We start from the raw sequence: 19,046 nt of genomic DNA, 5'->3' as shown, positions 1-19,046 counted from the left end.
TGGTCTTCCGCAGGCGATGGCGTGCGCAGTCTCTGCGCATGCCTTTTCATTTCTGCTCATAGAGCCACTTTACCGGTTGACAGGACCACTTCCGCCGATATTCTATTATTAAGCCTGACATAACATAATAGTGGAACAATTCACCGGGAGCATGCAAATGAAGACTCTAGTCGCATTCCTTCTTGGCACCGCGCTGGTCGCACTGCCGACGACATTGATGGCTCAGGAAAAGGGTGGCGTCATCAACGTCGCCACGATCGGCGAACCGCCGACGCTTGATCCGATGTCCTCCACCGCCGATCTCGTCGGCATCGTCACGCAACACATTTTCGAGACGCTCTACACCTTCGACAAGAAGTGGAACGTTACGCCGCTTCTGGCCGAAAGCCTGCCGGAGATCAGCGCCGACGGTAAGACCTACACGATCAAGCTGCGCACCGGCATCAAGTTCCACGACAATACCGACATGACGTCCGACGACGTCGTCGCCTCGCTCAATCGCTGGACGAAGATCGCTTCGCGCGGCAAGCAGGTCGTCGGCTTCATCGATTCGATCACTGCCGTCGATCCGGCGACCGTGAAGATCGTGCTCAAGCAGCCCTATGCGCCGCTGACCTCGCTGCTCGCCTTCAACAATTCCGCCGCGATCATCATTCCGTCCGAAAAGCAGGACGAGCCGATGAAGGAATTCATCGGTACCGGCCCCTACATGCTCAAGGAGCGCAAGGCCGACCAGTATATCCAGCTCGTGCGCTTCGACGGCTACAAGTCGCGCGATGGCGAGAGCGACGGTTATGGTGGTGCGCGCCACCAGTATCTCGACGAAATCCGCTTCGTGCCGGTTCCCGATGCCAATACCCGCGTCGAGGCTGCGGTCTCCGGCCAGTATGATTATGTCGATTCCATCCCGGTCGAATCCTTCGACAAGCTGAAGGCATCGAGCGCCTCGCAGCCGGTCATCCTGAAGCCCTTCGGCTATCCGGTCTTCGTCTTCAACACCAAGGAGGGCGTTGCCAAGAATGTCGAGGTCCGCAAGGCGATCCGTCAGGCGCTCAGCATGGAAGACATGCTGGCGGCAGCCTTCGGCAGCACGGATTTCTACACGCTCGACGGCGATATCTACCCGAAGCCGTTTGCCTGGAACACCGATGCCGGCGTCGAGGGCAATTATAACGTCGCGGATCCCGAAGGCGCTGCAACGGCTGCGAAAAAGGCTGGCTACAATGGTGAGCCGATCCGCATCCTCACCAGCCGCCAGTACGAATTCCACTACAAGATGGCGCAGGTCGCCGCCGAGTATCTGAAGCTTGCCGGCTTCACCGTCGACCTGCAGGTCGTCGATTGGGCAACGCTGACGCAGCGCCGCACGGACTCCAAGCTTTGGGACATCTACATCACCCATAGCCCGTTCTTGCCGGAACCCGCGCTGATCGGTTCGCTGTCGCCGAGCTCGCCCGGCTGGTGGGATACGCCGGCGCGCAAGACGACCGTCGATGCCTTCACCTCGGAAGTCGATCCGCAGAAGCGCATCGCGCTCTGGGCCGATGTCCAGAAGGCGATGTATGACGAGCTTCCCTACATGAAGATCGGCGACTTCAACGCCGTCTCGGCGAAGTCGACCAAACTCGAAGGCGTCGATCCGGCTCCGTGGCCCTACTTCTGGAACGCGTCCGTCAAGAAGTAATCGCGGGCCTCTGATGATGGCGGCTGCTGCTCCCCACCCCCTCATCCCTGTGCTCGTCACAGGGATCCAGCCACGGCGCGTCTGCGCCGTGAATGACCTGAATTGCGTCACAGGGTCTTCTGCGCCCAAGGACTTGGGCGCGCTGGATTCCTTTGACGAGCACAGGAATGAGGGAGTGATTGTTGCCGCCGTCTACTTCCAACCGTGTGCGGGGTGCATGCCTCAATGATACGCTACATTCTCCAGCGCCTTGCGGGCATGATCGTCGTGATGTTTCTCGTCGTCACGATCGTCTTCGTCATCGTGCGCGTCACGCCGGGTGATCCGGCGGCCGTGATGCTCGGCCCCGATGCGACGCCGCAGGACATTGCCGATCTGCGCGCCAGCCTCGGCCTCGACCGGTCTCTCGTGGTGCAATACATCTATTATATCGGCCAGCTGTTGAAGGGCGATCTCGGCCAGTCGATCTTCCTCAACATGCCGGTCACATCGGCGCTGCTCGACCGTGCCGAACCGACCTTCTTCCTGACGATCTTCTCGCTCGCGATCGCCAGCCTGATCGCGCTGCCGATCGGCATCTACGCCGCCTACCGGCGCGGCTCGTTCGTCGACCAGGCGGCAACGACACTGGCGATGTTCGCCGCCAGCATTCCGAGCTTCTGGCTGGGCCTCATTCTGATGCAGGTTTTCGCTGTCCGCTTCGGGATGTTCCCGGTGTCGGGCTATGGCGGGCCCGGCTCGACATTTCTCGACCGCATGTATCACCTGACCCTGCCCGCTTTCGCGCTCGGCATCGTCTCGTCGGCGCTGATCCTTCGCTTCACCCGTGCCTCGATGCTCGACGTGCTGGGTGACGACTATATCCGCACGGCCCGCGCCAAGGGGTTGGTCGAGCGCAAGGTGATCCTCAAGCATGCGCTGAAGAATGCGCTGATTCCGATCCTGACGGTTCTCGGCCTGACCGCGGCTGTGCTGATCTCCGGCGCCGTTGTTACCGAGACAGTCTTTGGCCTTCCCGGTGTCGGCAATCTCGTCGTCTCGGCCGTTCTCCGCCGTGATTATCCGGTTATCCAGGGAGCGCTGCTGGTGATCGCGGCACTCTACGTCCTGATCAATTTTGCGATCGACATGCTCTATCTGCTCGTCGATCCGAGGGTGCGCTACTGATGACGGATATCGCAATCAAGCCCGCGGAAAGCGAAAACCGCAAGTTCATCCGCCGTCTGCTGAGACGCAAGACGGTTGCCTTCGGCCTCGTCATCCTCGTCATCTTCGTGCTGCTGGCAGTCCTGGCCCCTTGGGTCGCGCCTTACTCGCCGTCGAAGCTGTCGATCGTCAACCGGCTGAAGCCGCCGAGCGGAACCTACTTCTTCGGCACCGACGAGTTCGGCCGTGATGTGCTGTCGCGCACGATCTATGCCGGCAGGCTGTCGCTGCTGGTCGGTGTCGCGGTCGTGGCGCTGTCATCGGTGATCGGCGTGACGCTGGGCCTGCTTGCCGGCTTCTTCAAGAAGCTCGACACGCCGATTGCCCGCCTGATCGACGCGATGATGGCCTTTCCGGATATCCTGCTGGCGATCGCGCTCGTCGCCGCGCTCGGTCCGTCTCTGACGACAGTGATCATCGCGTTGTCGATCGTCTATGCACCGCGTCTTGCCCGTATCGTTCGCGCCTCGACGCTTGTCATCCGCGAGCTGCCTTATGTCGAGGCGGCGCAAGCGCTCGGCATTTCGACCTTCCACATCATGACCCGCCATGTGCTGCGCAACCTGCTGTCGCCGATCATGGTACAGGCGACCTTCCTGTTTGCCAGCGCCATGCTGGCCGAAGCCGGTCTCTCCTTCCTCGGCCTCGGCGTCAGCCCTGAAATTCCGACCTGGGGCACGATGATCGCCGCTGGCCGCCAGTATATTGGCCAGGCCGACTGGATGACGCTGTTTCCGGGTGTCGCCATCATTCTCTCCGTGCTCTCGCTCCAGATGGTCGGTGACGGTCTGCGCGACATGCTTGATCCAAAACTTCGAAAGGACCTGTAAATGACCGGTGAAAAAGCGGGCAAGCCGCTCCTCCTCACCAATGTGAAGCCGATGGCTTTCGGTGCCGGAACGCCTGCAGGCGCCGTCGATATCCTCGTCGATGCCGACGGCAAGATTGCCAAGATCGGCCCTCAGCTCGCTGTCTCCGAGGACGTGACGCGCGTCGATGGCAAGGGCGCCTGGATCTCTCCCGGCTGGGTGGACCTGCACGTCCATATCTGGCACGGCGGCACCGATATCTCGATCCGCCCATCCGAATGCGGCGCCGAGCGTGGCGTCACGACGCTTGTCGATGCAGGATCCGCCGGTGAAGCCAACTTCCACGGCTTCCGCGAATATATCATCGAGCCGTCGAAAGAGCGGATCAAGGCCTTCCTGAATCTCGGCTCGATCGGTCTCGTCGCCTGTAACCGCGTTGCGGAGCTGCGTGATATCAGGGATATCGATCTCGATCGCATTCTCGAGTGCTATGCCGAAAACAGCGAACACATCGTCGGCCTTAAGGTGCGTGCCAGCCACGTCATCACCGGCTCCTGGGGTGTGACCCCGGTCAAGCTCGGCAAGAAGATCTCCAAAATCCTGAAGATCCCGATGATGGTGCATGTCGGCGAGCCGCCGGCACTCTATGACGAAGTGCTAGAAATCCTCGGTCCTGGCGACGTCGTCACCCACTGCTTCAACGGCAAGGCGGGCTCCAGCATCATGGAAGACGAGGATCTCTTCAATCTCGCGGAACGTTGCGCAGGCGAGGGCATCCGCCTCGACATCGGCCATGGTGGCGCCTCCTTCTCCTTCAAGGTGGCGGAAGCGGCGATCAATCGCGGGCTGCTGCCGTTTTCGATCTCGACCGACCTGCATGGCCATTCGATGAACTTCCCGGTCTGGGATCTGGCGACGACGATGTCGAAGCTGCTGTCGGTCGGCATGCCGTTCGACAAGGTCGTGGAAGCCGTCACCCATGCCCCGGCCTCGGTCATCAAGCTGTCGATGGAAGATCGCCTGGCTGTCGGCCAGCGCGCCGACTTCACCATCTTCGACCTGATCGATTCCGATATCGAAGCGACCGATTCCAACGGCGACGTATCGGTACTCAACAAACTTTTCGAGCCTCGCTACGCCGTCATCGGCAGCGAGGCGATCACGGCGAGCCGCTATATCCCGCGTGCCCGCAAGCTCGTGCGTCACAGCCACGGCTATTCCTACCGGTAAGAAAGAAGATAGAAATCGCATGACAGGAGCTTACGTGAACACGTCTCCAACCACCGCCAAACTATCCGGTTCGCCTCAGGAGAGGCTGGCGGCGCTTGGCATCACCCTGCCGCCGGCGCCGCCGCCGATCGCCAATTTCGTGACGCATGTCATCGAAGGCAATATTCTCTACCTGTCCGGCCAGGGGCCGCGGGAGGCCGATGGCTTCCTGCATTCCGGCAAGGTCGGCGCCTCCGTCAGCGTCGAGGATGCCTACAAGCATGCACGGCTGACCGGCATCAACCTGCTGTCCGTCATGCAGGATGCACTCGGCGATCTGTCGCGCGTCAAGCGCGTCGTCAAGCTGCTCGGCATGGTCAATGCGGTGCCTGATTTCCTTGATCATCCGAGTGTCATCAACGGCTGCTCCGATCTCTTCATCGATGTCTTCGGCGAAGAGCGCGGACAGCACGCCCGCTCGGCGGTGGGTTTCGGCTCGTTGCCGGGAAACATCACCGTCGAGATCGAAGCGATCGTCGCCTTGCGCGACTAGAGGAGAATGTCAGTGGTTGCGCCAGCCCATAATCTTTTCGATGCGTTCCGCCGACGCGCGCACATGCGCCGTGTAGCGGTTCTCGTCCGAAAAGGCCTTCTGCTCGGGAAGGACGATGGAGATGGTGGCAACGCACTGGCCGTCGCGATCGCAGATCGGCGAGGCGATGCAGGCGACCGCATAGTCGGATTCGCCAGCCTGGATCGAAAGGCGCGACTGGAAAGCTGCGCCTGCCGAACTCGACAGCACCTCGGCGTCCATTTCCGCCCGGCCGGTCGGCGAGGTCTTGGCGCATCGTTTGAACAGATCGACGCGTTCCGGCTCCGGCAGGTGCCCGACGAGCAGGCGGCCGGAGGCCGTCCAGTTCAATGGCACGCGGGTTCCGACGCGGGACGCGACCTGGAAATGGCTCGGACCATCGGCCATGGCAAGCACCAGCATATAGTCGCCGTCGCGGCCGCAGACCTGAACGGTCTCGTCCGCCTCGCGGCAGAGGTCGTGCATTTCATGGGTGGCGACGCTCATGAAATCCAACGAGCGGGCATAGGCAAGACCATAGTGGTAAAGCCGGGAGCCGAGCCAGACCGAGCCGTCCGTATTGCGCGACAGCATGTTCTTCTCGACCAGATCATCGACGATCACATAGACGGTGGAGAGCGGCGCCTTGACGGCCTTCGCGATCGCGTAGACACCGGCTGGAGACGCGGTTTCGTAAAGATAATCAATGACCTGCAGAGCACGGTCGATACCGCTTACGCGCGAACGGCGCGCAGTCTTGCCGCCGTCCGCCTCTTCCACAGAGACGCCGTCTTCGGAGTAAACTGCCGATGATGTCTTGCCGTCCAATTGCACGCTCCTCGTCTGAATATGCGAGTTTATTACATTACTATGGCATAGCCGTCACTGAGGCAAATCGCAACACCCCTCACGCAGCGGCCACCGAAATTGGAGATACAAATGTCTGATGACATCCGCACGTCGATCGGCCTTCGCCCGGTCATCAATGTTTCCGGCACCATGACCAGCCTCGGCGCGTCGATCGTCGTTCCCGAGGCAATTGCCGCCATGTCGGCGATCCTGCCGCAGTTCGTCGAGGTCAACGACCTGCAGCGCAAGGCAAGCGCCGTCATCGCCCGGCTGACGGGCGGCGAGGCGGGCTTCGTCACTGCATCCTGCTCGGCAGGTATCTCGCTGGCTGTCGCAGGCACCATCACCGGAAACAATCTGCTGGCGATCGAGAAGCTGCCTGAGGTGACGACGGAAAAGAACGAAGTGCTCGTGCAGATGGGCCACGTCGTCAGCTATGGCGCGCCTGTCGATCAGGCGATCCGTCTTGCCGGCGGCAAGGTCGTGTTCGTGGGACAGGCGACCTCGACGCATCGCTTCCATATGGAAAATGCGATCACCGAAAAGACAGCCGCCGCCGTCTATGTCGTCTCGCACCACGTCGTCGATTACGGTCTGCTGAACCTAAAGGAATTCGTCGAGATCGCTCACGCCAAGGGCGTGCCCGTCATCGTCGACGCGGCCTCGGAATATGACCTGAAGATCTTCCTTGAGCAGGGGGCAGATATTGCGCTCTATTCCGGCCACAAGTTCCTGGGCGGCCCGACCTCGGGCATCGTCGCCGGAAAGAAGGAGCTGGTCCGCAACGCCTTCCTGCAGAACATGGGCATCGGCCGCGGCATGAAGGTCGGCAAGGAAAGCATCTTCGGCGTCATGGCGGCCTTGGAAGCCTGGGAAAAGCGCGATCACGCCGGCATTCGCGAGCGGGAAACCAGCTATCTCAATCTCTGGAAGGAGAAGCTGGAGGGACGTCCGGGCGTGACCGCGCTGATCGAGCCTGATCCGACCAACAATCCGCTCGACCGCATGCGCGTGATCGTCAAGGCCGACGAGGCGCACATCACCGCCTGGGATCTGGCTGACGCGCTCGCCCGCGGCACGCCGCCGATCATCGTGCGCGATCACGAAGTCGAGCATCACTATTTCTATCTCGATCCGTGCAACCTGCATCCGGGCCAGGAAAAGATCGTCGCCAGCCGTCTGGGCGAGGAACTCGACAAGGCGCGTGGCTCCAACGAGATCATCGCGACGCCGATCGAAAACCGCAGCAAGCACCGCTTCGACGGCGCGCTTCGCTGGCCTGACTAAGGGCCGATTGCCCAGAGAATGAAGCAGTGCGTGAAGCCCTCCCCCTTGTGGGGAGGGGTTGGGGAGGGGATCTTACACAAACCCCTCCCGCCTGCCGTAACCCTCCCCACAAGGGGGAGGGTTACGGCTGCCGCAGCGCCGAGCACTGCCGGACGCAACTGAAACGAAGGGGACGACCATGATCGCGGAAGCTCAGAAAAGACAGGCCATTGATCCGGTCCTCTCCGTCCGTAACCTGACGACATCGTTTCTGGTCGATGGCGCCTGGAAGCCCGTGGTTCGCGAGGTTTCCTTCGATGTCGCGCCCGGCGAGACGGTGGCTATCGTCGGCGAAAGCGGTTCCGGCAAGAGCGTTACCTCGCTGTCGATCATGCGGTTGCTGCAGGCGGATTCGAGCCGTATCGAAGGCAAGATCATGCTTGGCGGGCGTGATCTCCTTGCTCTTCCCGAAGAGGATATGCGCAAGGTTCGCGGCAATGACGTCGCGATGATCTTCCAAGAGCCGATGACGAGCCTCAACCCGCTCTTCACCATCGGCGACCAGATTTCCGAGGCGCTGCTCTGCCACAGGTCGATGTCGAAGGCGGATGCCCGCGCCGAGACGATACGTCTTCTGGAGAAAGTGCGCATTCCCTCCGCGGCCTCGCGTTTCGACGAATATCCGCACCGGTTCTCCGGCGGCATGCGCCAGCGCGTGATGATCGCCATGGCGCTCGCCTCGCGGCCGAAGCTCTTGATCGCCGACGAGCCGACGACAGCACTCGACGTGACAATCCAGGGCCAGATCCTCGACCTGATCAAGATGCTGCAGGAAGAGCAGGGGACGTCGGTCCTCTTCATCACCCACGACATGGGCGTCGTCGCCGAAATCGCCGACCGTACCGTCGTCATGTATCGGGGCGAGCAGGTGGAAACCGGCGAGACCGCCGATATTTTCCACCGCGGCAAGCATCCCTATACGCGGGCGCTCCTATCGGCTGTGCCGGTGCTTGGCTCGATGCAGAACTATGAGCGGCCGCTGCGCTTTCCGGTCGTCAACACGGCGACCGGCGAGTCCGATATTCCGGTGCAGACCGCAGATACGGTCGCTGCCACGGCGCGTCCGGTTCTGGAGGTCAAGAACCTCACCAAGCGCTTCGACATTCACTCCGGTCTTTTCGGCAAGCTGACCGGCCGCGTTCACGCCGTTGAAAACGTCTCCTTCGATCTTCATGCCGGCGAGACGCTGTCGCTGGTTGGCGAATCCGGTTGCGGAAAATCGACCACCGGCCGCGCGATCATGCGGTTGATCGAAGCGCAGAGTGGTTCCGTCATCGCCGACGGCAAGGATGTGCTGGCGCTCGACAAGTCGGGTATGCGCGAGATGCGAAAGATCGTGCAGATGATCTTCCAGGACCCCTTCGCCAGCCTCAACCCGCGCATCCGTGTCGGCGATGCGATTGCCGAACCTTATCTCGAACACAAGATGGGAACGGCAAAGCAGGCAAAGGAGCGCGTCGCCGATCTCCTGACCAAGGTCGGGTTGACGCCCGACATGGCCTCGCGGTTCCCGCATGAATTCTCCGGCGGCCAGCGCCAGCGCATCTGCATTGCCCGGGCGCTTGCGCTGGAGCCAAAGGTGATCGTCGCCGACGAAAGCGTGTCGGCTCTCGACGTCTCGATCAAGGCGCAGGTCATCAACCTGATGCTCGATCTGCAGCAGAGCCTGAACCTCGCCTTCCTGTTCATCTCCCACGACATGGCCGTCGTCGAGCGCGTCAGCCATCGCGTCGCGGTCATGTATCTCGGTGAAATTGTCGAGATCGGCCCGCGCGCGGCGGTCTTCGGAAATCCGCAGCACGACTACACGAGAAAGCTGATGGCGGCAGTCCCCGTGCCCGATCCCGACAGAAGGAGCGAGAAACGGGCGGTGGCAAACGACGAGATCAAGAGCCCCATTCGGCCCGTCGATTACGCGATCAAGCCGCTGGAATACCGGGAAGTGTCACCCGGGCATCTAGTGGCGGTCTAGATCAGCCGCGCAGGGATTTCGAGTGCTGCGCCTGCATCCGCCAGGCGGCGGTCCAGCGTTACGAGTTGCGCGCGCGTTTCCTCGGCCAAAGCCAGGTGCAGTGCGTCGCCGGCCCCCAGGTCGACGTTTCGCTGGGCGGTAAGTTTCGCCGCAAGGGCAAAGTGGCGTCTTTCGACGGCAAACCAGCTCGAAGGTCTCGTGGACCAATCCCTCGAAGACCTGCTGGATCTCGGCCTGATATTGGCTGTTCAGCTGCCCGGCGCGGATTTTCAACGCGATTGCCGACGAAAACTCGGTCAGCGTCCAATCGCTGACAACCACGCGGCTCGTGTTCACCGCGTCCCACAAAAAAGCGCTGGCCCGCTCGCTTGAATCGTCGTTGACCAGCGCGGCGATAATGACGGACGTGTCGAGATAGAACATTCAGTACCGTTCGCTGTTGCGCATGCTGCGGATGAAAGTGCCGGAATCGACGCTCTGCTTCGGCTGCGCTTGGCGCAATGCCCGCAACGCTTCGAGGTCGATCGGTGTCTTGGGTTTCCTGATCGGCACGATTTCGGCCACCGGCTTGCCGTGTTTCAGAATTTGCACGGTTTCGCCTGCCTCGACGCGTTCGACGAGTTCGCTGAAATGCGCCTTCACGTCTTCAAGATTAACCTGCGTCATCGCCGCACCTTCATGGGTCTCGAGAGGGTCATATTACCGGAGAGAGGTGAGGGGCAAGCGCATAAAACAGCGAAAGCCGCCGCGTGGGGGATCGCGGCGGCTTTCGCACGGGGGCAGGGAAGGTCCCCGGATGTCAACCGAAGCAGCAAACCGTAGACGGATTTGCGGAGGCCCGGTTGGCGATGGCGTTGATGAAATTGCCGACCTTGGAGGTGTTCGGCTCGCGTTTACGTGCGGCCGTCTCCAGGAGTTGCTTGAAGTCTTCAAGCTTCACGCCGTCGGCGCGCATCACCATGGCGATCAGCGGGTCGCGAAGAGCTTCGGAAATGGTCAAATCTATGGCCTTTGTCATGGTAGTCCTCCTTTCGTGGGCGGTCGCCCGTGTTCCGCAGCCGCAGTCTGCCCTCTCGGCATTGACTCTCGCGATCGGCGGTGTTACCGGTAAGTAACAATGCATTTGTTACCGATCGGTCACATCGATGTCAAGGACTTCGTCCTCAAAAAAATCAGAAACTTCGACTGAAATCGCCCAAGGCATCACGGACGAAAAGATCCCTCCGCGGGAGCGTATCGTCTCGACGGCCTCGGAGCTTTTCCGCGAGCATGGCATCCGCGGCATCGGCGTCGATGCCATTGCCGATGCGGCTCTTACGAACAAGATGACGCTCTACAGGCATTTCGGCTCCAAGGATGAGCTGATCTGCGAAACGCTGCGGCGCGCCTCTGAAAAGGCGGAGCAGATCTGGCGTGATCTGGAAACCGCTCACCCGGGTAATCCGCGTGCCCAGCTCGATGCCTGGGTCGAAGGCCGCGCGCACTGTCTGAACGGCGAGCCGGCGGGCTGCGATCTTGCCAATGCGGCGATCGAGCTCAAGGGCGAGGGCCATCCGGCCTATGGCGTCATTGAGCGCCACAAGGCCGATCAGCGTCAGCGCCTCGTCGCGCTTTGCGCCGCAGCCGGCGCCAGCGAGCCGCAGCTTTTGGCCGATACGCTCACTCTGCTTCTCGAAGGTGCGCGCGTGACGCGTCAGTCGATGGGCAGCGATGGCTGCTGCAGCCATTTCGCCAAAGCGGCAAGTGCTGCCGTCGCCTCCTATTGCTGAAGCACACCGCCGTGGAACCTCCGCGGCGGCGAGGCGTTACCTTCCTGGTCAGGAAGAACCCGTGGCAGTGATATGAACTACACCTATCTCCATCGTCTCTATGCCAAGCGCGCCGAGCTTGAAGCCAAGCTTGAGTTGCACGAGGCACGCGACTGCTTCGGCGACGAGGAGATAGAAGACGGTACCGAAGCAGATCTGCGGCAGCGCCTCAGCGAAGTCACCCAGGAAATCGACAATCTGGAACATTCGCCGGGCGGCTAACTTGCAGCGTCCAGAAGCTCGACAGTCCGCCTGTCGAATTCTCCCTCGTAATATTTGTCGATCGCCCGGTGAAAGGGCGAGCCGTGGTCGCTGATCGCGGCAAACAGCGTGAGCGACGAGCGGAACTTCAGATCATCCGGCGACCCGAGAATGTCATGAGCGCTCCGGCCATCCACCGCCAGCATCGCATCGACGCAGCGAAGCAACCTGGTTCCAAGGATCGGATCGGCGAGATAGGCGGCAGCTTCCTCGGCAGAGCGGATGGCGTATTTCTCCGCCATCGATGAAGTTCCAAGTCCTGCGATCTGCGGAAAGATGAACCACATCCAGTGCGATCGCTTGCGGCCTGCCTTCAGCTCGGACAGAGCCTGGCCATAAATGCCGTTTTGTGCGTCGATGAAACGATCGAGATCGTAGTTCAGGTCACTGGACATGGGGCGCCTCCCTTGCGGGGAACATATGGGAGGCTGCGTGGATTTCCATCATGCTGCCGTCAGCAGCCCCTTTCGGCGTAGGGGCTATATTCGCGGCACGCATCCAGATGGTGGTGGGGGTGCGGAACAGCGGTGACGGGCGCGGCAATTGCCGAGGTCGTCACGGGATCGGTTGCGACAGGCGTGGTGAAGTGGCCGGTGAGGCCGACGATCGCAAGAAGCGCGATCGCTGATACGACTACGAGCCGCTCAATGCCTGAAAGCCTCTGGGCCTTCACATGTTCGGCATAATCCTGCTCGCCGTCGCCGGCGCTAAAACTGTCAAAATTGGTCATGGCATGAAACTCCGAGTATCGCCGCGAGACCTGCCATGAGCTAACCGCTCACAGCGGGTGGGAGCCCGCGTGCGCCACACATTTATGTAGCCGCCTCATTGAATTTAAGCCGTCGCTCAGCAAACGCTGTGTTCAGAAAATGGTATCAATAGACGTTATTGCCCAATCCGGTACTGGCGATGATCGGCGATCCGCGATAGTTCTTTGACCCAGCAGAGATTGCGGATTTTTTCCATGACCAAATCATATGGCGCGATGTCCATTGCGCAGCTTTCTGTCCTTATTCAAAGCGGTGAAGCGGATCCTGTCGCAGTGACGGAATCGATCCTTGCCGGTATCACATCCTATCCGGATCAGACGATTTTCCTCGAACTGACCGAGGATCGCGCCCTTTCGGAAGCCAAGGCATCGGCCGAGCGCCTGAGGCAGGGCCGGTCGCTCGGCGTGCTCGATGGCATACCGATTGCCTGGAAGGATCTCTTCGATATCGAGGGCATCCCGACGACGGCGGGCTCGACCGTTCTGTCCGATGCGCCGGCGGCAAAGAGTGATGCGGCTATCGTCACGGCGCTGAAGCAGGCCGGGATGATCGCCGTCGGCCGCACCAATATGAGCGAATTCGCTTTCTCTGGCCTCGGCATCAATCCGCACTACGGCACGCCGCACAACCCGCACGGCAAGGACCAGCCGCGCATTCCGGGCGGCTCGTCTTCGGGTGCGGGCGCTGCCGTCGCCGCGGGCCTCGTGCCGGTTGCCATGGGCACCGATACCGGTGGATCGGTGCGTATTCCGGCGGCGTTGAACGGCATCACCGGCTACAAGGCAACCCACGGCCGTCACGCCATGGGCGGGGTCTTCCCATTGTCCGGAAATCTGGATTCGCTTGGTCCGCTCTGTCGCACAGTGCAGGATGCCGTGTGGGTGGACGCAGCAATGCGCGGCCGGACTTCGTCCGAGATCACCCGGCGCCCGATCGAAGGTCTTGAAGTCGTCATTCCCGAGAATGTTGTATTCGACGGTGCCGAGCCCGGTGTTGTCGCCACCTTCGAAGCCACAGTCGAGCGGCTGAGCCGCAAGGGCGTCCGCTTTACGCGCATCAAGATGCCAGTCTTCGACGAGATTTTCGCGTTGATGGCAAGATACGGTGCGCTTGTCACCGCAGAAGCCTTTGCCCTGCACCGCGAGCGTCTGGCGGGGCCGGAAGCGGCGCGGATGGACCATCGCGTCGTCATGCGCACCCGGCTCGGCGAGCGCACGACCACTGCCGATTATATCGCCATTCTGGCTGAACGCCGCCGGATGATCGCCGAGAGCGAGGCGCTGATCGCTGGCCGGTTGCTCGCCTTCCCGGCAGTCGCCCACGTCGCGCCGCCGATCGCGCCGCTGGAAGCGGATGACGAGCTCTTCATCGCCGTCAACGGCAAGACCTTGCGCAACACGCTCATCGGCAATTTCCTCGACTGGTGCGGCGTCTCGATGCCCTGCGGCCGCGGCGATGCGGATATGCCGGTCGGCTTCCTGCTGTCAGCGCCTGCCAACTGCGACGAAGCGCTGCTTTCGGCGGCGCTCGCGATCGAGCCGGCGGTGCAGGAGGGGTTCTGAGCGGGCCCGAAAATTATCTGAAATCGGAGGAGTAAGATAATGACGTCACTGCCGAACGGCCGCTTCGCGGTCTCCACCTGGTCACTGCACCGCCTTTTGGGGCCGACCTATCCCTACAGCCCGGATCCGGCAAAGAGCGCTGCGCGCCAGGAGCCGTACGGGGCAGGCGGGGCATCGCTGATAGAACTGCCGAAGCAGCTTGCCGAGCGCGGCATCCATTGCATCGAAGTCTGCTCCTTCCATCTGCCGAGCCTCGATCCGGCCTACCTGGCCGAGTTTCGCGCGGCGATGAAGGCGTCGGGTATCCTGTTCCAGACGCTGCTCGTCGAAGACGGCGATCCGAGCCATCCTGAAAACAGCGAGCGCGATATCCGCTGGATGGCCGGCTGGATCGAAATCGCCAAGGCGCTCGGCGCCGAAAATATGCGCGTCATCGCCGGCAAGCAGAAGCCGTCGGAAGAAAACCTGCAGCGGGCGCTGACGAAACTGAAATGGCTGGCCGCGCAGGCTGACGGAAGCGGTGTTCGCATCGTTGTCGAGAATTGGTTCGACCTGCTGCCGGCACCCAAAGAGATGAACTGGCTGCTCGACGGTCTCGACGGCAAGATCGGGCTCAACGGCGACCTCGGCAACTGGGCGGCGCCTGCGAAATATGCCGGTCTCGCCGATATCATGGGCCGCGCCGAGCTTTGCCACGCCAAGGCCGATTACAATGCCTCCGGGCTCGACTCGGACGACTATCGCAAATGCCTGGAGGCCAGCCGATCGGCGGGTTACACCGGGCCGTTCACGCTGATCTATGACTCGCCCTTCTTCGCGGACGAGTGGGATGGCATCCTTTTGCAGAAGGCCTTCATCGAGGACTTCTTGGACACGCGCCAACGCGCAATCGCTTGAAATGCAAGGAGACATGACATGAGCGCCCCATCGGCTATCGACGGCTTCGCGGCGAGGATCAAAAAGGGCGGCCACGGCGGTCTGGTTTCAGCCTGGATCGGCATTCCCTCGCCGCTGATGGTCAATCATCTGGCGCAGGAGGATTTCGACACGCTGGTCCTCGATATGCAGCACGGCATGTGGGACCTCGGCACTGCGGCGGCGACCGTCTCGCAGATCAGGGCGGCTGGAAAGCCGGCGCTGGCGCGCATTCCGGTCGGCGATTTCGCGGCTGCCTCGCGCCTGCTCGATGCCGGTTTCTCCGGTATCATCGCGCCGATGGTGAACTCCAAGGCGGATGCCGAAGCACTGGTTAGCTTCACCAAATATCCGCCGCTCGGTGAGCGCAGCTGGGGACCGACACTGGCCCTGAATCACACGGGCATTTCGGCCGGCGATTATCTGAAGACCGCAAACGACCTGACCGTGACGATCGCCATGGTCGAGACCCGGGCAGCACTCGCTGCAGTCGACGATATTCTTGGCGTTGATGGTATCGACGGCATTTTCGTTGGCCCTTCGGATCTCTCGATCGCGCTGTCCAACGGTGCGAAGGTTGCGCCGGATACGCCCGAGATCGACAAGGAGCTGTCGCATGTGATCGCCCGCTGCCGGGCGCACAAGAAGTTCGTCTGTGCCTTTGGCAGCGACGGCGCGCGGGCCGGCGAAATGCTGACGCTCGGCTGCGATCTGGTGATCGCGGCAGGCGATTCCACGCAGTTGCGCAATGGCGCCGCCCGCGAGATTGCGGCCGCCCGGAAGGGCTTCAAGGCTTAACGGTTAGGCTTGACCGCCAGCCAGATAACGTGACGCGCGCCGCGGCCCTTCCCGGCGCGCGTACTCACCGCTTCGGTGGCAAAGCCGCCATCCTTGAGCCGGCGGGTAAAGCTGGTGTCCGGTCCCGACGACCAGACGGCCAGCACGCCGCCGGCGCGCAGTGCGGCCTTGCTCGCGCTTATGCCGCCGAAATCGTAGAGCCTGTCGTTGGACTTGCGGGTCAGCCCGTCCGGGCCATTGTCGACGTCGAGCAGGATCGCATCGAACCCAGCCTTTGCGGCGCGGATCGCTTCGCCGACATCACCCTCGAAGATCGTCACGCGCGGATCATCCAGGCATCCCTTGAACACCTCGGCCATAGGCCCGCGTGCCCAGGCAACGACTGCCGGAACCAGCTCGGCGACGACGACTTCGGCATCACCGGGGAGAACGGCGAGCGCCGCCCGCAGTGTGAAACCCATGCCGAGACCGCCGATCAGCACCTTCGGCCGCTTGTGGCTCTTGATGCGCTCGTAGGAGAGGGTGGCGAGGGCTTCTTCCGAGCCGCTGAGACGGCTGTTCATCAGCTCGTTGGCGCCGAGCATGATGGAAAATTCCGAGCCGCGCTGCTTGAGCCGCAGGTCGCCGCCGTCGCCGGGGATGGTTGCCTTGTCGAGTTCGATCCAGGGGAGCATGCCGTTTCGCCTTCCGTTCGGCCGCTCCCCTAGCACAAGCGATAAATGAAGTCACAGGCTGCGGGCAAAATGTCCCGGCGATGCCTCGATGATGGTGTCCTGGGTGGCGGCAGCCGCCTTGCGGATGCCATCGACCTCTTCCGGCTTCAGCCGCGTCTTCGGATCATCGAAGCGGACGTCCGGATCCGGTACCGCCGACAGCAGCAGCCGGGTATAGGGATGGATCGGGTTGTCGATCACCTCTGAAGTCGGTCCCCATTCGACGATCTGGCCGGAATACGTGACGGCGATATCCTCAGCGACGTAGCGGGCGGTCGCGATATCGTGGGTGATGTAGAAAAGGCCGAGATTCATCTGTTGCTTCATCTCGTTCAGCAGATTGAGGACGCCGAGGCGTACCGAGACGTCGAGCATCGAGGTCGGCTCGTCCGCCACGATGATCTCGGGCTTTGCAGCAAGCGCACGCGCAATGTTGACGCGCTGGCGCTGGCCGCCGGAGAGCTCGTGCGGATATTTCGGGGCGACGAGATCGGGGTCAAGGCGCACGCGCTCGAGCAGCTCGCGCACTGTTGCCTCGATCGCCGACGCCTTGATATCGGGGCGGTGCAGCTTGAGCGGCCGTGTCAGATGATAGGCAATCGTATGCGCCGGGTTCAGCGAAGCGAAGGGATCCTGAAAGATCATCTGCACCGAACGCCGGTAGTCGGCGATTTCAGCGCGGCCCGCAGCTTCGACCGGCCTGCCCTTGTAGAGGATCTGGCCCGAGGTCGGCGCATATTCGCGCATGGCCATGCGGGCGCAGGTCGTTTTGCCGCTACCGGATTCGCCGACCAGCGCCAGGGCGCGGCCGGGGTGGAGCGCAAACGAGATCGACCGCGCGGCATGCACTGTCGAGCTGCCGTGTCCGAACGTCTTATCGACCTTGTCGAGAGAGAGGATCGCTTCGCTCATGCGAGCACGCCTCCATGCAGTGAGGGGAAGGAGGCCCAGAGCTTCTTCGTATAGTCGTGCTGCGGGTTCTTGTAGATGTCTTCGGCGCTGTTCTGCTCGACGAGCTTGCCCGCCAGCATGATGCCGATGCGGTCGCAGAACTGCACCATCAGTCCGAGATCATGGGTGATGAACAGCACCGAGAAGCCGAACTGGCGGCGCAGCTCGTTGATGCGCTGCAGGATTTCGCGCTGGACGACGACGTCGAGTGCCGTCGTTGGCTCGTCCATGACGACGAGCTTCGGATCGAGCGCCATGCAGATGGCAATGACGATGCGCTGGCGCATGCCGCCGGAAAACTGATGCGGGTAGTTGCGCATCCGGTCCGGGGCGATATCGACGAGCTTCAGCATCTCGGCCGCCCGTTCGCGCGCCTGCGCCTTGGTCATTCCCTTGTGCTTCTTCAGCACGTCATAGAACTGGTCCTCGATGCGCAGAACCGGGTTCAGCGAATTCATGGCACTCTGAAAGACCATGGCGACTTCGCGCCAGCGGAAGGCTGCAAGGGCTTGCGGGTCGAGGTCGAGGACTTCGCGGCCGGCAAGCAGGATTTCGCTGCCCTTGCGGATCAGCGCCGGCGGCTTGTGCAGGCGGCTGATGGCAAAGGCGATCGTGCTCTTGCCGCAGCCGGATTCACCGGCAAGGCCGAAGACTTCGCCGGGCGCTACATCGAAGCTCACATTGTCGACAGCGCGGAAATCCTTTTCCTCGCCGATATAGTCGATGGTCAGGTTTTTGACCGACAGCAGTGGCTGGCTCACAGGCGGCCCTCCCCGGTGCGGATCAATGTCTTCCAGCGGCCGAGCTGTCCGCCGGTGCGAAGCCGCGGATTGGCAACCTCGTCGACGGCGAAATTCAGCAGCGACATGCCGATGCCGAGCAGCGCCAGTGCGAAGCAGGGTGTCAGGATATCCCACCAGGCGCCGACCGAGAGCGCGGATGCCTTCTGTGCGTTATAGAGCATGGCTCCCCATGAAACGGCCCGGGGATCGCCGAGACCGAGGAATTCCAGCGTCGCTTCGGTGATGATCGCAAAGATGACGCTGCCGATGAAATTGATGCCGACGATCGAGATGACGTTCGGGAAGATCTCGAACAGCATGATGCGCCATTGCGGCTCGCCCATCGTTTCTGCCGATTTGACGAAGTCCTTCTGCTTGACCGAAAGCGTCTCGGCGCGGGTGACGCGTGCGCCCCAGGCCCAGGAGGTTCCGCCAAGGATCAGGGCGATGACGAGGGGGCTCGCCTGGCCGATGAAGGCGGCGAGCACGAGCAGCAGCGGCAGGTTCGGAACGACGAGCACCATGTTGGTGAAGAAGCTGATGACCTCGTCGGTCTTGCCGCCGCGGTAGCCTGAGATGATCCCCAGCGCCGTGCCGACGATGGTGATCAGCAGGCCGGCGCCGAAGCCGACGGCGAGCGAGGTTCGGGCGCCGTAGATCAGCCGCGAAAACACGTCCTGGCCGATGCGCGTCGTGCCGAGCAGATGATCGAGCGACGGCGCCTGATGCGGACGGCCGGTGCGCGCCGTCGGATCATATTGCGTGATCAAAGGCGCGGCGATCGCCACGATGATGATGAAGAGAATGATGGCAACGCCGACGAGTGCCTTGCGGTTGCGCAGCAGGCCGGAAATGAGGGT

General features: G+C 61.9%; 22 protein-coding genes and 1 pseudogene. 12 read left to right on the top strand and 11 right to left on the bottom strand.

Features of this window, described 5'->3' with window-relative positions; all coding sequences use genetic code 11:
- The first annotated feature begins 157 nt into the window (after positions 1-157).
- The 5 genes from AC1DIJ_RS00750 to AC1DIJ_RS00730 all read left to right on the top strand — a co-directional run bounded on the left by AC1DIJ_RS00750 (position 158) and on the right by AC1DIJ_RS00730 (position 5,461).
- Complete coding sequence (locus AC1DIJ_RS00750) at positions 158-1,684, top strand: ABC transporter substrate-binding protein (protein ID WP_112388435.1); 1,527 nt, start codon at positions 158-160, stop codon at positions 1,682-1,684.
- A gap of 225 nt (positions 1,685-1,909) precedes the next feature.
- Positions 1,910-2,851 carry an ABC transporter permease gene (locus tag AC1DIJ_RS00745; protein ID WP_162698694.1) on the top strand — a complete coding sequence of 314 codons (942 nt, stop codon included), beginning with the start codon at positions 1,910-1,912 and terminating at the stop codon, positions 2,849-2,851.
- Complete coding sequence (locus AC1DIJ_RS00740; protein ID WP_112388433.1) at positions 2,851-3,720, top strand: ABC transporter permease; 870 nt, start codon at positions 2,851-2,853, stop codon at positions 3,718-3,720. Before AC1DIJ_RS00745 ends, AC1DIJ_RS00740 begins: the two co-directional genes overlap by 1 nt.
- On the top strand, positions 3,721-4,929 hold the full coding sequence (locus tag AC1DIJ_RS00735; RefSeq protein ID WP_112388432.1) for an amidohydrolase/deacetylase family metallohydrolase: 1,209 nt from the start codon (positions 3,721-3,723) through the stop codon (positions 4,927-4,929). It abuts the gene before it with no gap.
- A 19-nt stretch (positions 4,930-4,948) separates the two neighbouring features.
- The gene (locus AC1DIJ_RS00730; protein ID WP_112388431.1) at positions 4,949-5,461 is read left to right on the top strand and encodes a RidA family protein; all 513 of its coding nucleotides are present in this window, start codon (positions 4,949-4,951) and stop codon (positions 5,459-5,461) included.
- 9 nt (positions 5,462-5,470) lie between these two features.
- Here the strand turns inward: AC1DIJ_RS00730 and AC1DIJ_RS00725 are convergent, their stop codons facing one another.
- On the bottom strand, positions 5,471-6,313 hold the full coding sequence (locus AC1DIJ_RS00725) for an IclR family transcriptional regulator (RefSeq protein ID WP_112388430.1): 843 nt from the start codon (positions 6,311-6,313) through the stop codon (positions 5,471-5,473).
- A gap of 105 nt (positions 6,314-6,418) precedes the next feature.
- Here AC1DIJ_RS00725 and AC1DIJ_RS00720 point away from each other — a divergent pair, with 105 nt between their 5' ends.
- Both AC1DIJ_RS00720 and AC1DIJ_RS00715 read left to right on the top strand, forming a co-directional pair.
- Positions 6,419-7,615 (top strand): aminotransferase class V-fold PLP-dependent enzyme, encoded by a 1,197-nt coding sequence (locus AC1DIJ_RS00720; RefSeq protein WP_112388429.1) that lies wholly within the window; start codon positions 6,419-6,421, stop codon positions 7,613-7,615.
- Positions 7,616-7,793: 178 nt separating this feature from the next.
- Positions 7,794-9,626 carry an ABC transporter ATP-binding protein gene (locus AC1DIJ_RS00715; protein ID WP_112388428.1) on the top strand — a complete coding sequence of 611 codons (1,833 nt, stop codon included), beginning with the start codon at positions 7,794-7,796 and terminating at the stop codon, positions 9,624-9,626.
- Here the strand turns inward: AC1DIJ_RS00715 and AC1DIJ_RS00710 are convergent.
- The 4 genes and pseudogenes from AC1DIJ_RS00710 to AC1DIJ_RS00695 all read right to left on the bottom strand — a co-directional run bounded on the left by AC1DIJ_RS00710 (position 9,623) and on the right by AC1DIJ_RS00695 (position 10,644).
- Positions 9,623-9,745 carry a PIN domain-containing protein gene (locus tag AC1DIJ_RS00710; protein ID WP_477831182.1) on the bottom strand — a complete coding sequence of 41 codons (123 nt, stop codon included), beginning with the start codon at positions 9,743-9,745 and terminating at the stop codon, positions 9,623-9,625. The two genes, AC1DIJ_RS00715 and AC1DIJ_RS00710, sit on opposite strands and share 4 nt — an antisense overlap.
- A gap of 118 nt (positions 9,746-9,863) precedes the next feature.
- Positions 9,864-10,049, bottom strand: a pseudogene (locus tag AC1DIJ_RS00705) (PIN domain-containing protein); the annotation flags it as partial.
- Entirely contained in the window at positions 10,050-10,292 is a 243-nt protein-coding gene (locus AC1DIJ_RS00700) for a type II toxin-antitoxin system Phd/YefM family antitoxin (protein ID WP_112388426.1), read from the bottom strand.
- 133 nt (positions 10,293-10,425) lie between these two features.
- Entirely contained in the window at positions 10,426-10,644 is a 219-nt protein-coding gene (locus tag AC1DIJ_RS00695) for a hypothetical protein (protein ID WP_112388425.1), read from the bottom strand.
- Between the two features lie 127 nt (positions 10,645-10,771).
- Here AC1DIJ_RS00695 and AC1DIJ_RS00690 point away from each other — a divergent pair, with 127 nt between their 5' ends.
- Complete coding sequence (locus AC1DIJ_RS00690) at positions 10,772-11,395, top strand: TetR/AcrR family transcriptional regulator (RefSeq protein ID WP_112388424.1); 624 nt, start codon at positions 10,772-10,774, stop codon at positions 11,393-11,395.
- Positions 11,396-11,467: 72 nt separating this feature from the next.
- Positions 11,468-11,656 (top strand): hypothetical protein, encoded by a 189-nt coding sequence (locus AC1DIJ_RS00685; protein WP_112388423.1) that lies wholly within the window; start codon positions 11,468-11,470, stop codon positions 11,654-11,656.
- On the opposite strand, the gene AC1DIJ_RS00680 is transcribed toward AC1DIJ_RS00685, so the two are convergent.
- Both AC1DIJ_RS00680 and AC1DIJ_RS00675 read right to left on the bottom strand, forming a co-directional pair.
- Complete coding sequence (locus AC1DIJ_RS00680) at positions 11,653-12,090, bottom strand: DUF1810 domain-containing protein (protein WP_112388422.1); 438 nt, start codon at positions 12,088-12,090, stop codon at positions 11,653-11,655. The two genes, AC1DIJ_RS00685 and AC1DIJ_RS00680, sit on opposite strands and share 4 nt — an antisense overlap.
- A gap of 59 nt (positions 12,091-12,149) precedes the next feature.
- Entirely contained in the window at positions 12,150-12,425 is a 276-nt protein-coding gene (locus AC1DIJ_RS00675; protein ID WP_112388421.1) for a hypothetical protein, read from the bottom strand.
- Between the two features lie 234 nt (positions 12,426-12,659).
- Between AC1DIJ_RS00675 and AC1DIJ_RS00670 the strand changes: the two genes are divergently transcribed.
- Genes AC1DIJ_RS00670 through AC1DIJ_RS00660 form a run of 3 tightly spaced genes read left to right on the top strand, consistent with a single transcriptional unit; the run spans position 12,660 to position 15,740 of the window.
- Positions 12,660-14,027, top strand: coding sequence for an amidase (locus AC1DIJ_RS00670; RefSeq protein ID WP_112388420.1), 1,368 nt, complete (start codon positions 12,660-12,662; stop codon positions 14,025-14,027).
- A 39-nt stretch (positions 14,028-14,066) separates the two neighbouring features.
- Positions 14,067-14,924 carry a sugar phosphate isomerase/epimerase family protein gene (locus AC1DIJ_RS00665; protein WP_112388419.1) on the top strand — a complete coding sequence of 286 codons (858 nt, stop codon included), beginning with the start codon at positions 14,067-14,069 and terminating at the stop codon, positions 14,922-14,924.
- Positions 14,925-14,942: 18 nt separating this feature from the next.
- Complete coding sequence (locus AC1DIJ_RS00660) at positions 14,943-15,740, top strand: HpcH/HpaI aldolase family protein (RefSeq protein WP_112388418.1); 798 nt, start codon at positions 14,943-14,945, stop codon at positions 15,738-15,740.
- Here AC1DIJ_RS00660 and AC1DIJ_RS00655 read toward each other — a convergent pair.
- Genes AC1DIJ_RS00655 through AC1DIJ_RS00640 form a run of 4 tightly spaced genes read right to left on the bottom strand, consistent with a single transcriptional unit; the run spans position 15,737 to position 19,040 of the window.
- Entirely contained in the window at positions 15,737-16,414 is a 678-nt protein-coding gene (locus AC1DIJ_RS00655; RefSeq protein ID WP_112388417.1) for a spermine/spermidine synthase domain-containing protein, read from the bottom strand. The genes AC1DIJ_RS00660 and AC1DIJ_RS00655 overlap by 4 nt on opposite strands.
- 51 nt (positions 16,415-16,465) lie before the next feature.
- Positions 16,466-17,365 (bottom strand): ABC transporter ATP-binding protein, encoded by a 900-nt coding sequence (locus AC1DIJ_RS00650; protein ID WP_112388416.1) that lies wholly within the window; start codon positions 17,363-17,365, stop codon positions 16,466-16,468.
- Positions 17,362-18,165, bottom strand: coding sequence for an ABC transporter ATP-binding protein (locus tag AC1DIJ_RS00645; protein ID WP_112388415.1), 804 nt, complete (start codon positions 18,163-18,165; stop codon positions 17,362-17,364). The genes AC1DIJ_RS00650 and AC1DIJ_RS00645 overlap by 4 nt, the downstream gene beginning before the upstream one ends.
- The gene (locus AC1DIJ_RS00640) at positions 18,162-19,040 is read right to left on the bottom strand and encodes an ABC transporter permease (RefSeq protein ID WP_405049567.1); all 879 of its coding nucleotides are present in this window, start codon (positions 19,038-19,040) and stop codon (positions 18,162-18,164) included. The genes AC1DIJ_RS00645 and AC1DIJ_RS00640 overlap by 4 nt, the downstream gene beginning before the upstream one ends.
- Positions 19,041-19,046 lie beyond the last annotated feature (6 nt).

The sequence above is a fragment of the Rhizobium sp. 10N427 genome, from assembly GCF_056394605.1.
Note: the sequence above shows the minus strand (reverse complement) of the source record. Positions and strands in the feature narration are given on the sequence as shown.

Bases quoted from the DNA above. Each gene is read 5' to 3' on its own strand.
- AC1DIJ_RS00695 (WP_112388425.1), bottom strand. From the start codon at position 10,644: ATGACAAAGGCCATAGATTTGACCATTTCCGAAGCTCTTCGCGACCCG.
- AC1DIJ_RS00745 (WP_162698694.1), top strand. From the start codon at position 1,910: ATGATACGCTACATTCTCCAGCGCCTTGCGGGCATGATCGTCGTGATG.
- AC1DIJ_RS00735 (WP_112388432.1), top strand. From the start codon at position 3,721: ATGACCGGTGAAAAAGCGGGCAAGCCGCTCCTCCTCACCAATGTGAAG.
- AC1DIJ_RS00740 (WP_112388433.1), top strand. From the start codon at position 2,851: ATGACGGATATCGCAATCAAGCCCGCGGAAAGCGAAAACCGCAAGTTC.
- AC1DIJ_RS00670 (WP_112388420.1), top strand. From the start codon at position 12,660: ATGACCAAATCATATGGCGCGATGTCCATTGCGCAGCTTTCTGTCCTT.
- AC1DIJ_RS00685 (WP_112388423.1), top strand. From the start codon at position 11,468: ATGAACTACACCTATCTCCATCGTCTCTATGCCAAGCGCGCCGAGCTT.
- AC1DIJ_RS00720 (WP_112388429.1), top strand. From the start codon at position 6,419: ATGTCTGATGACATCCGCACGTCGATCGGCCTTCGCCCGGTCATCAAT.
- AC1DIJ_RS00730 (WP_112388431.1), top strand. From the start codon at position 4,949: ATGACAGGAGCTTACGTGAACACGTCTCCAACCACCGCCAAACTATCC.
- AC1DIJ_RS00700 (WP_112388426.1), bottom strand. From the start codon at position 10,292: ATGACGCAGGTTAATCTTGAAGACGTGAAGGCGCATTTCAGCGAACTC.
- AC1DIJ_RS00750 (WP_112388435.1), top strand. From the start codon at position 158: ATGAAGACTCTAGTCGCATTCCTTCTTGGCACCGCGCTGGTCGCACTG.
- AC1DIJ_RS00665 (WP_112388419.1), top strand. From the start codon at position 14,067: ATGACGTCACTGCCGAACGGCCGCTTCGCGGTCTCCACCTGGTCACTG.
- AC1DIJ_RS00650 (WP_112388416.1), bottom strand. From the start codon at position 17,365: ATGAGCGAAGCGATCCTCTCTCTCGACAAGGTCGATAAGACGTTCGGA.
- AC1DIJ_RS00680 (WP_112388422.1), bottom strand. From the start codon at position 12,090: ATGTCCAGTGACCTGAACTACGATCTCGATCGTTTCATCGACGCACAA.
- AC1DIJ_RS00675 (WP_112388421.1), bottom strand. From the start codon at position 12,425: ATGACCAATTTTGACAGTTTTAGCGCCGGCGACGGCGAGCAGGATTAT.
- AC1DIJ_RS00655 (WP_112388417.1), bottom strand. From the start codon at position 16,414: ATGCTCCCCTGGATCGAACTCGACAAGGCAACCATCCCCGGCGACGGC.
- AC1DIJ_RS00715 (WP_112388428.1), top strand. From the start codon at position 7,794: ATGATCGCGGAAGCTCAGAAAAGACAGGCCATTGATCCGGTCCTCTCC.
- AC1DIJ_RS00690 (WP_112388424.1), top strand. From the start codon at position 10,772: ATGTCAAGGACTTCGTCCTCAAAAAAATCAGAAACTTCGACTGAAATC.
- AC1DIJ_RS00660 (WP_112388418.1), top strand. From the start codon at position 14,943: ATGAGCGCCCCATCGGCTATCGACGGCTTCGCGGCGAGGATCAAAAAG.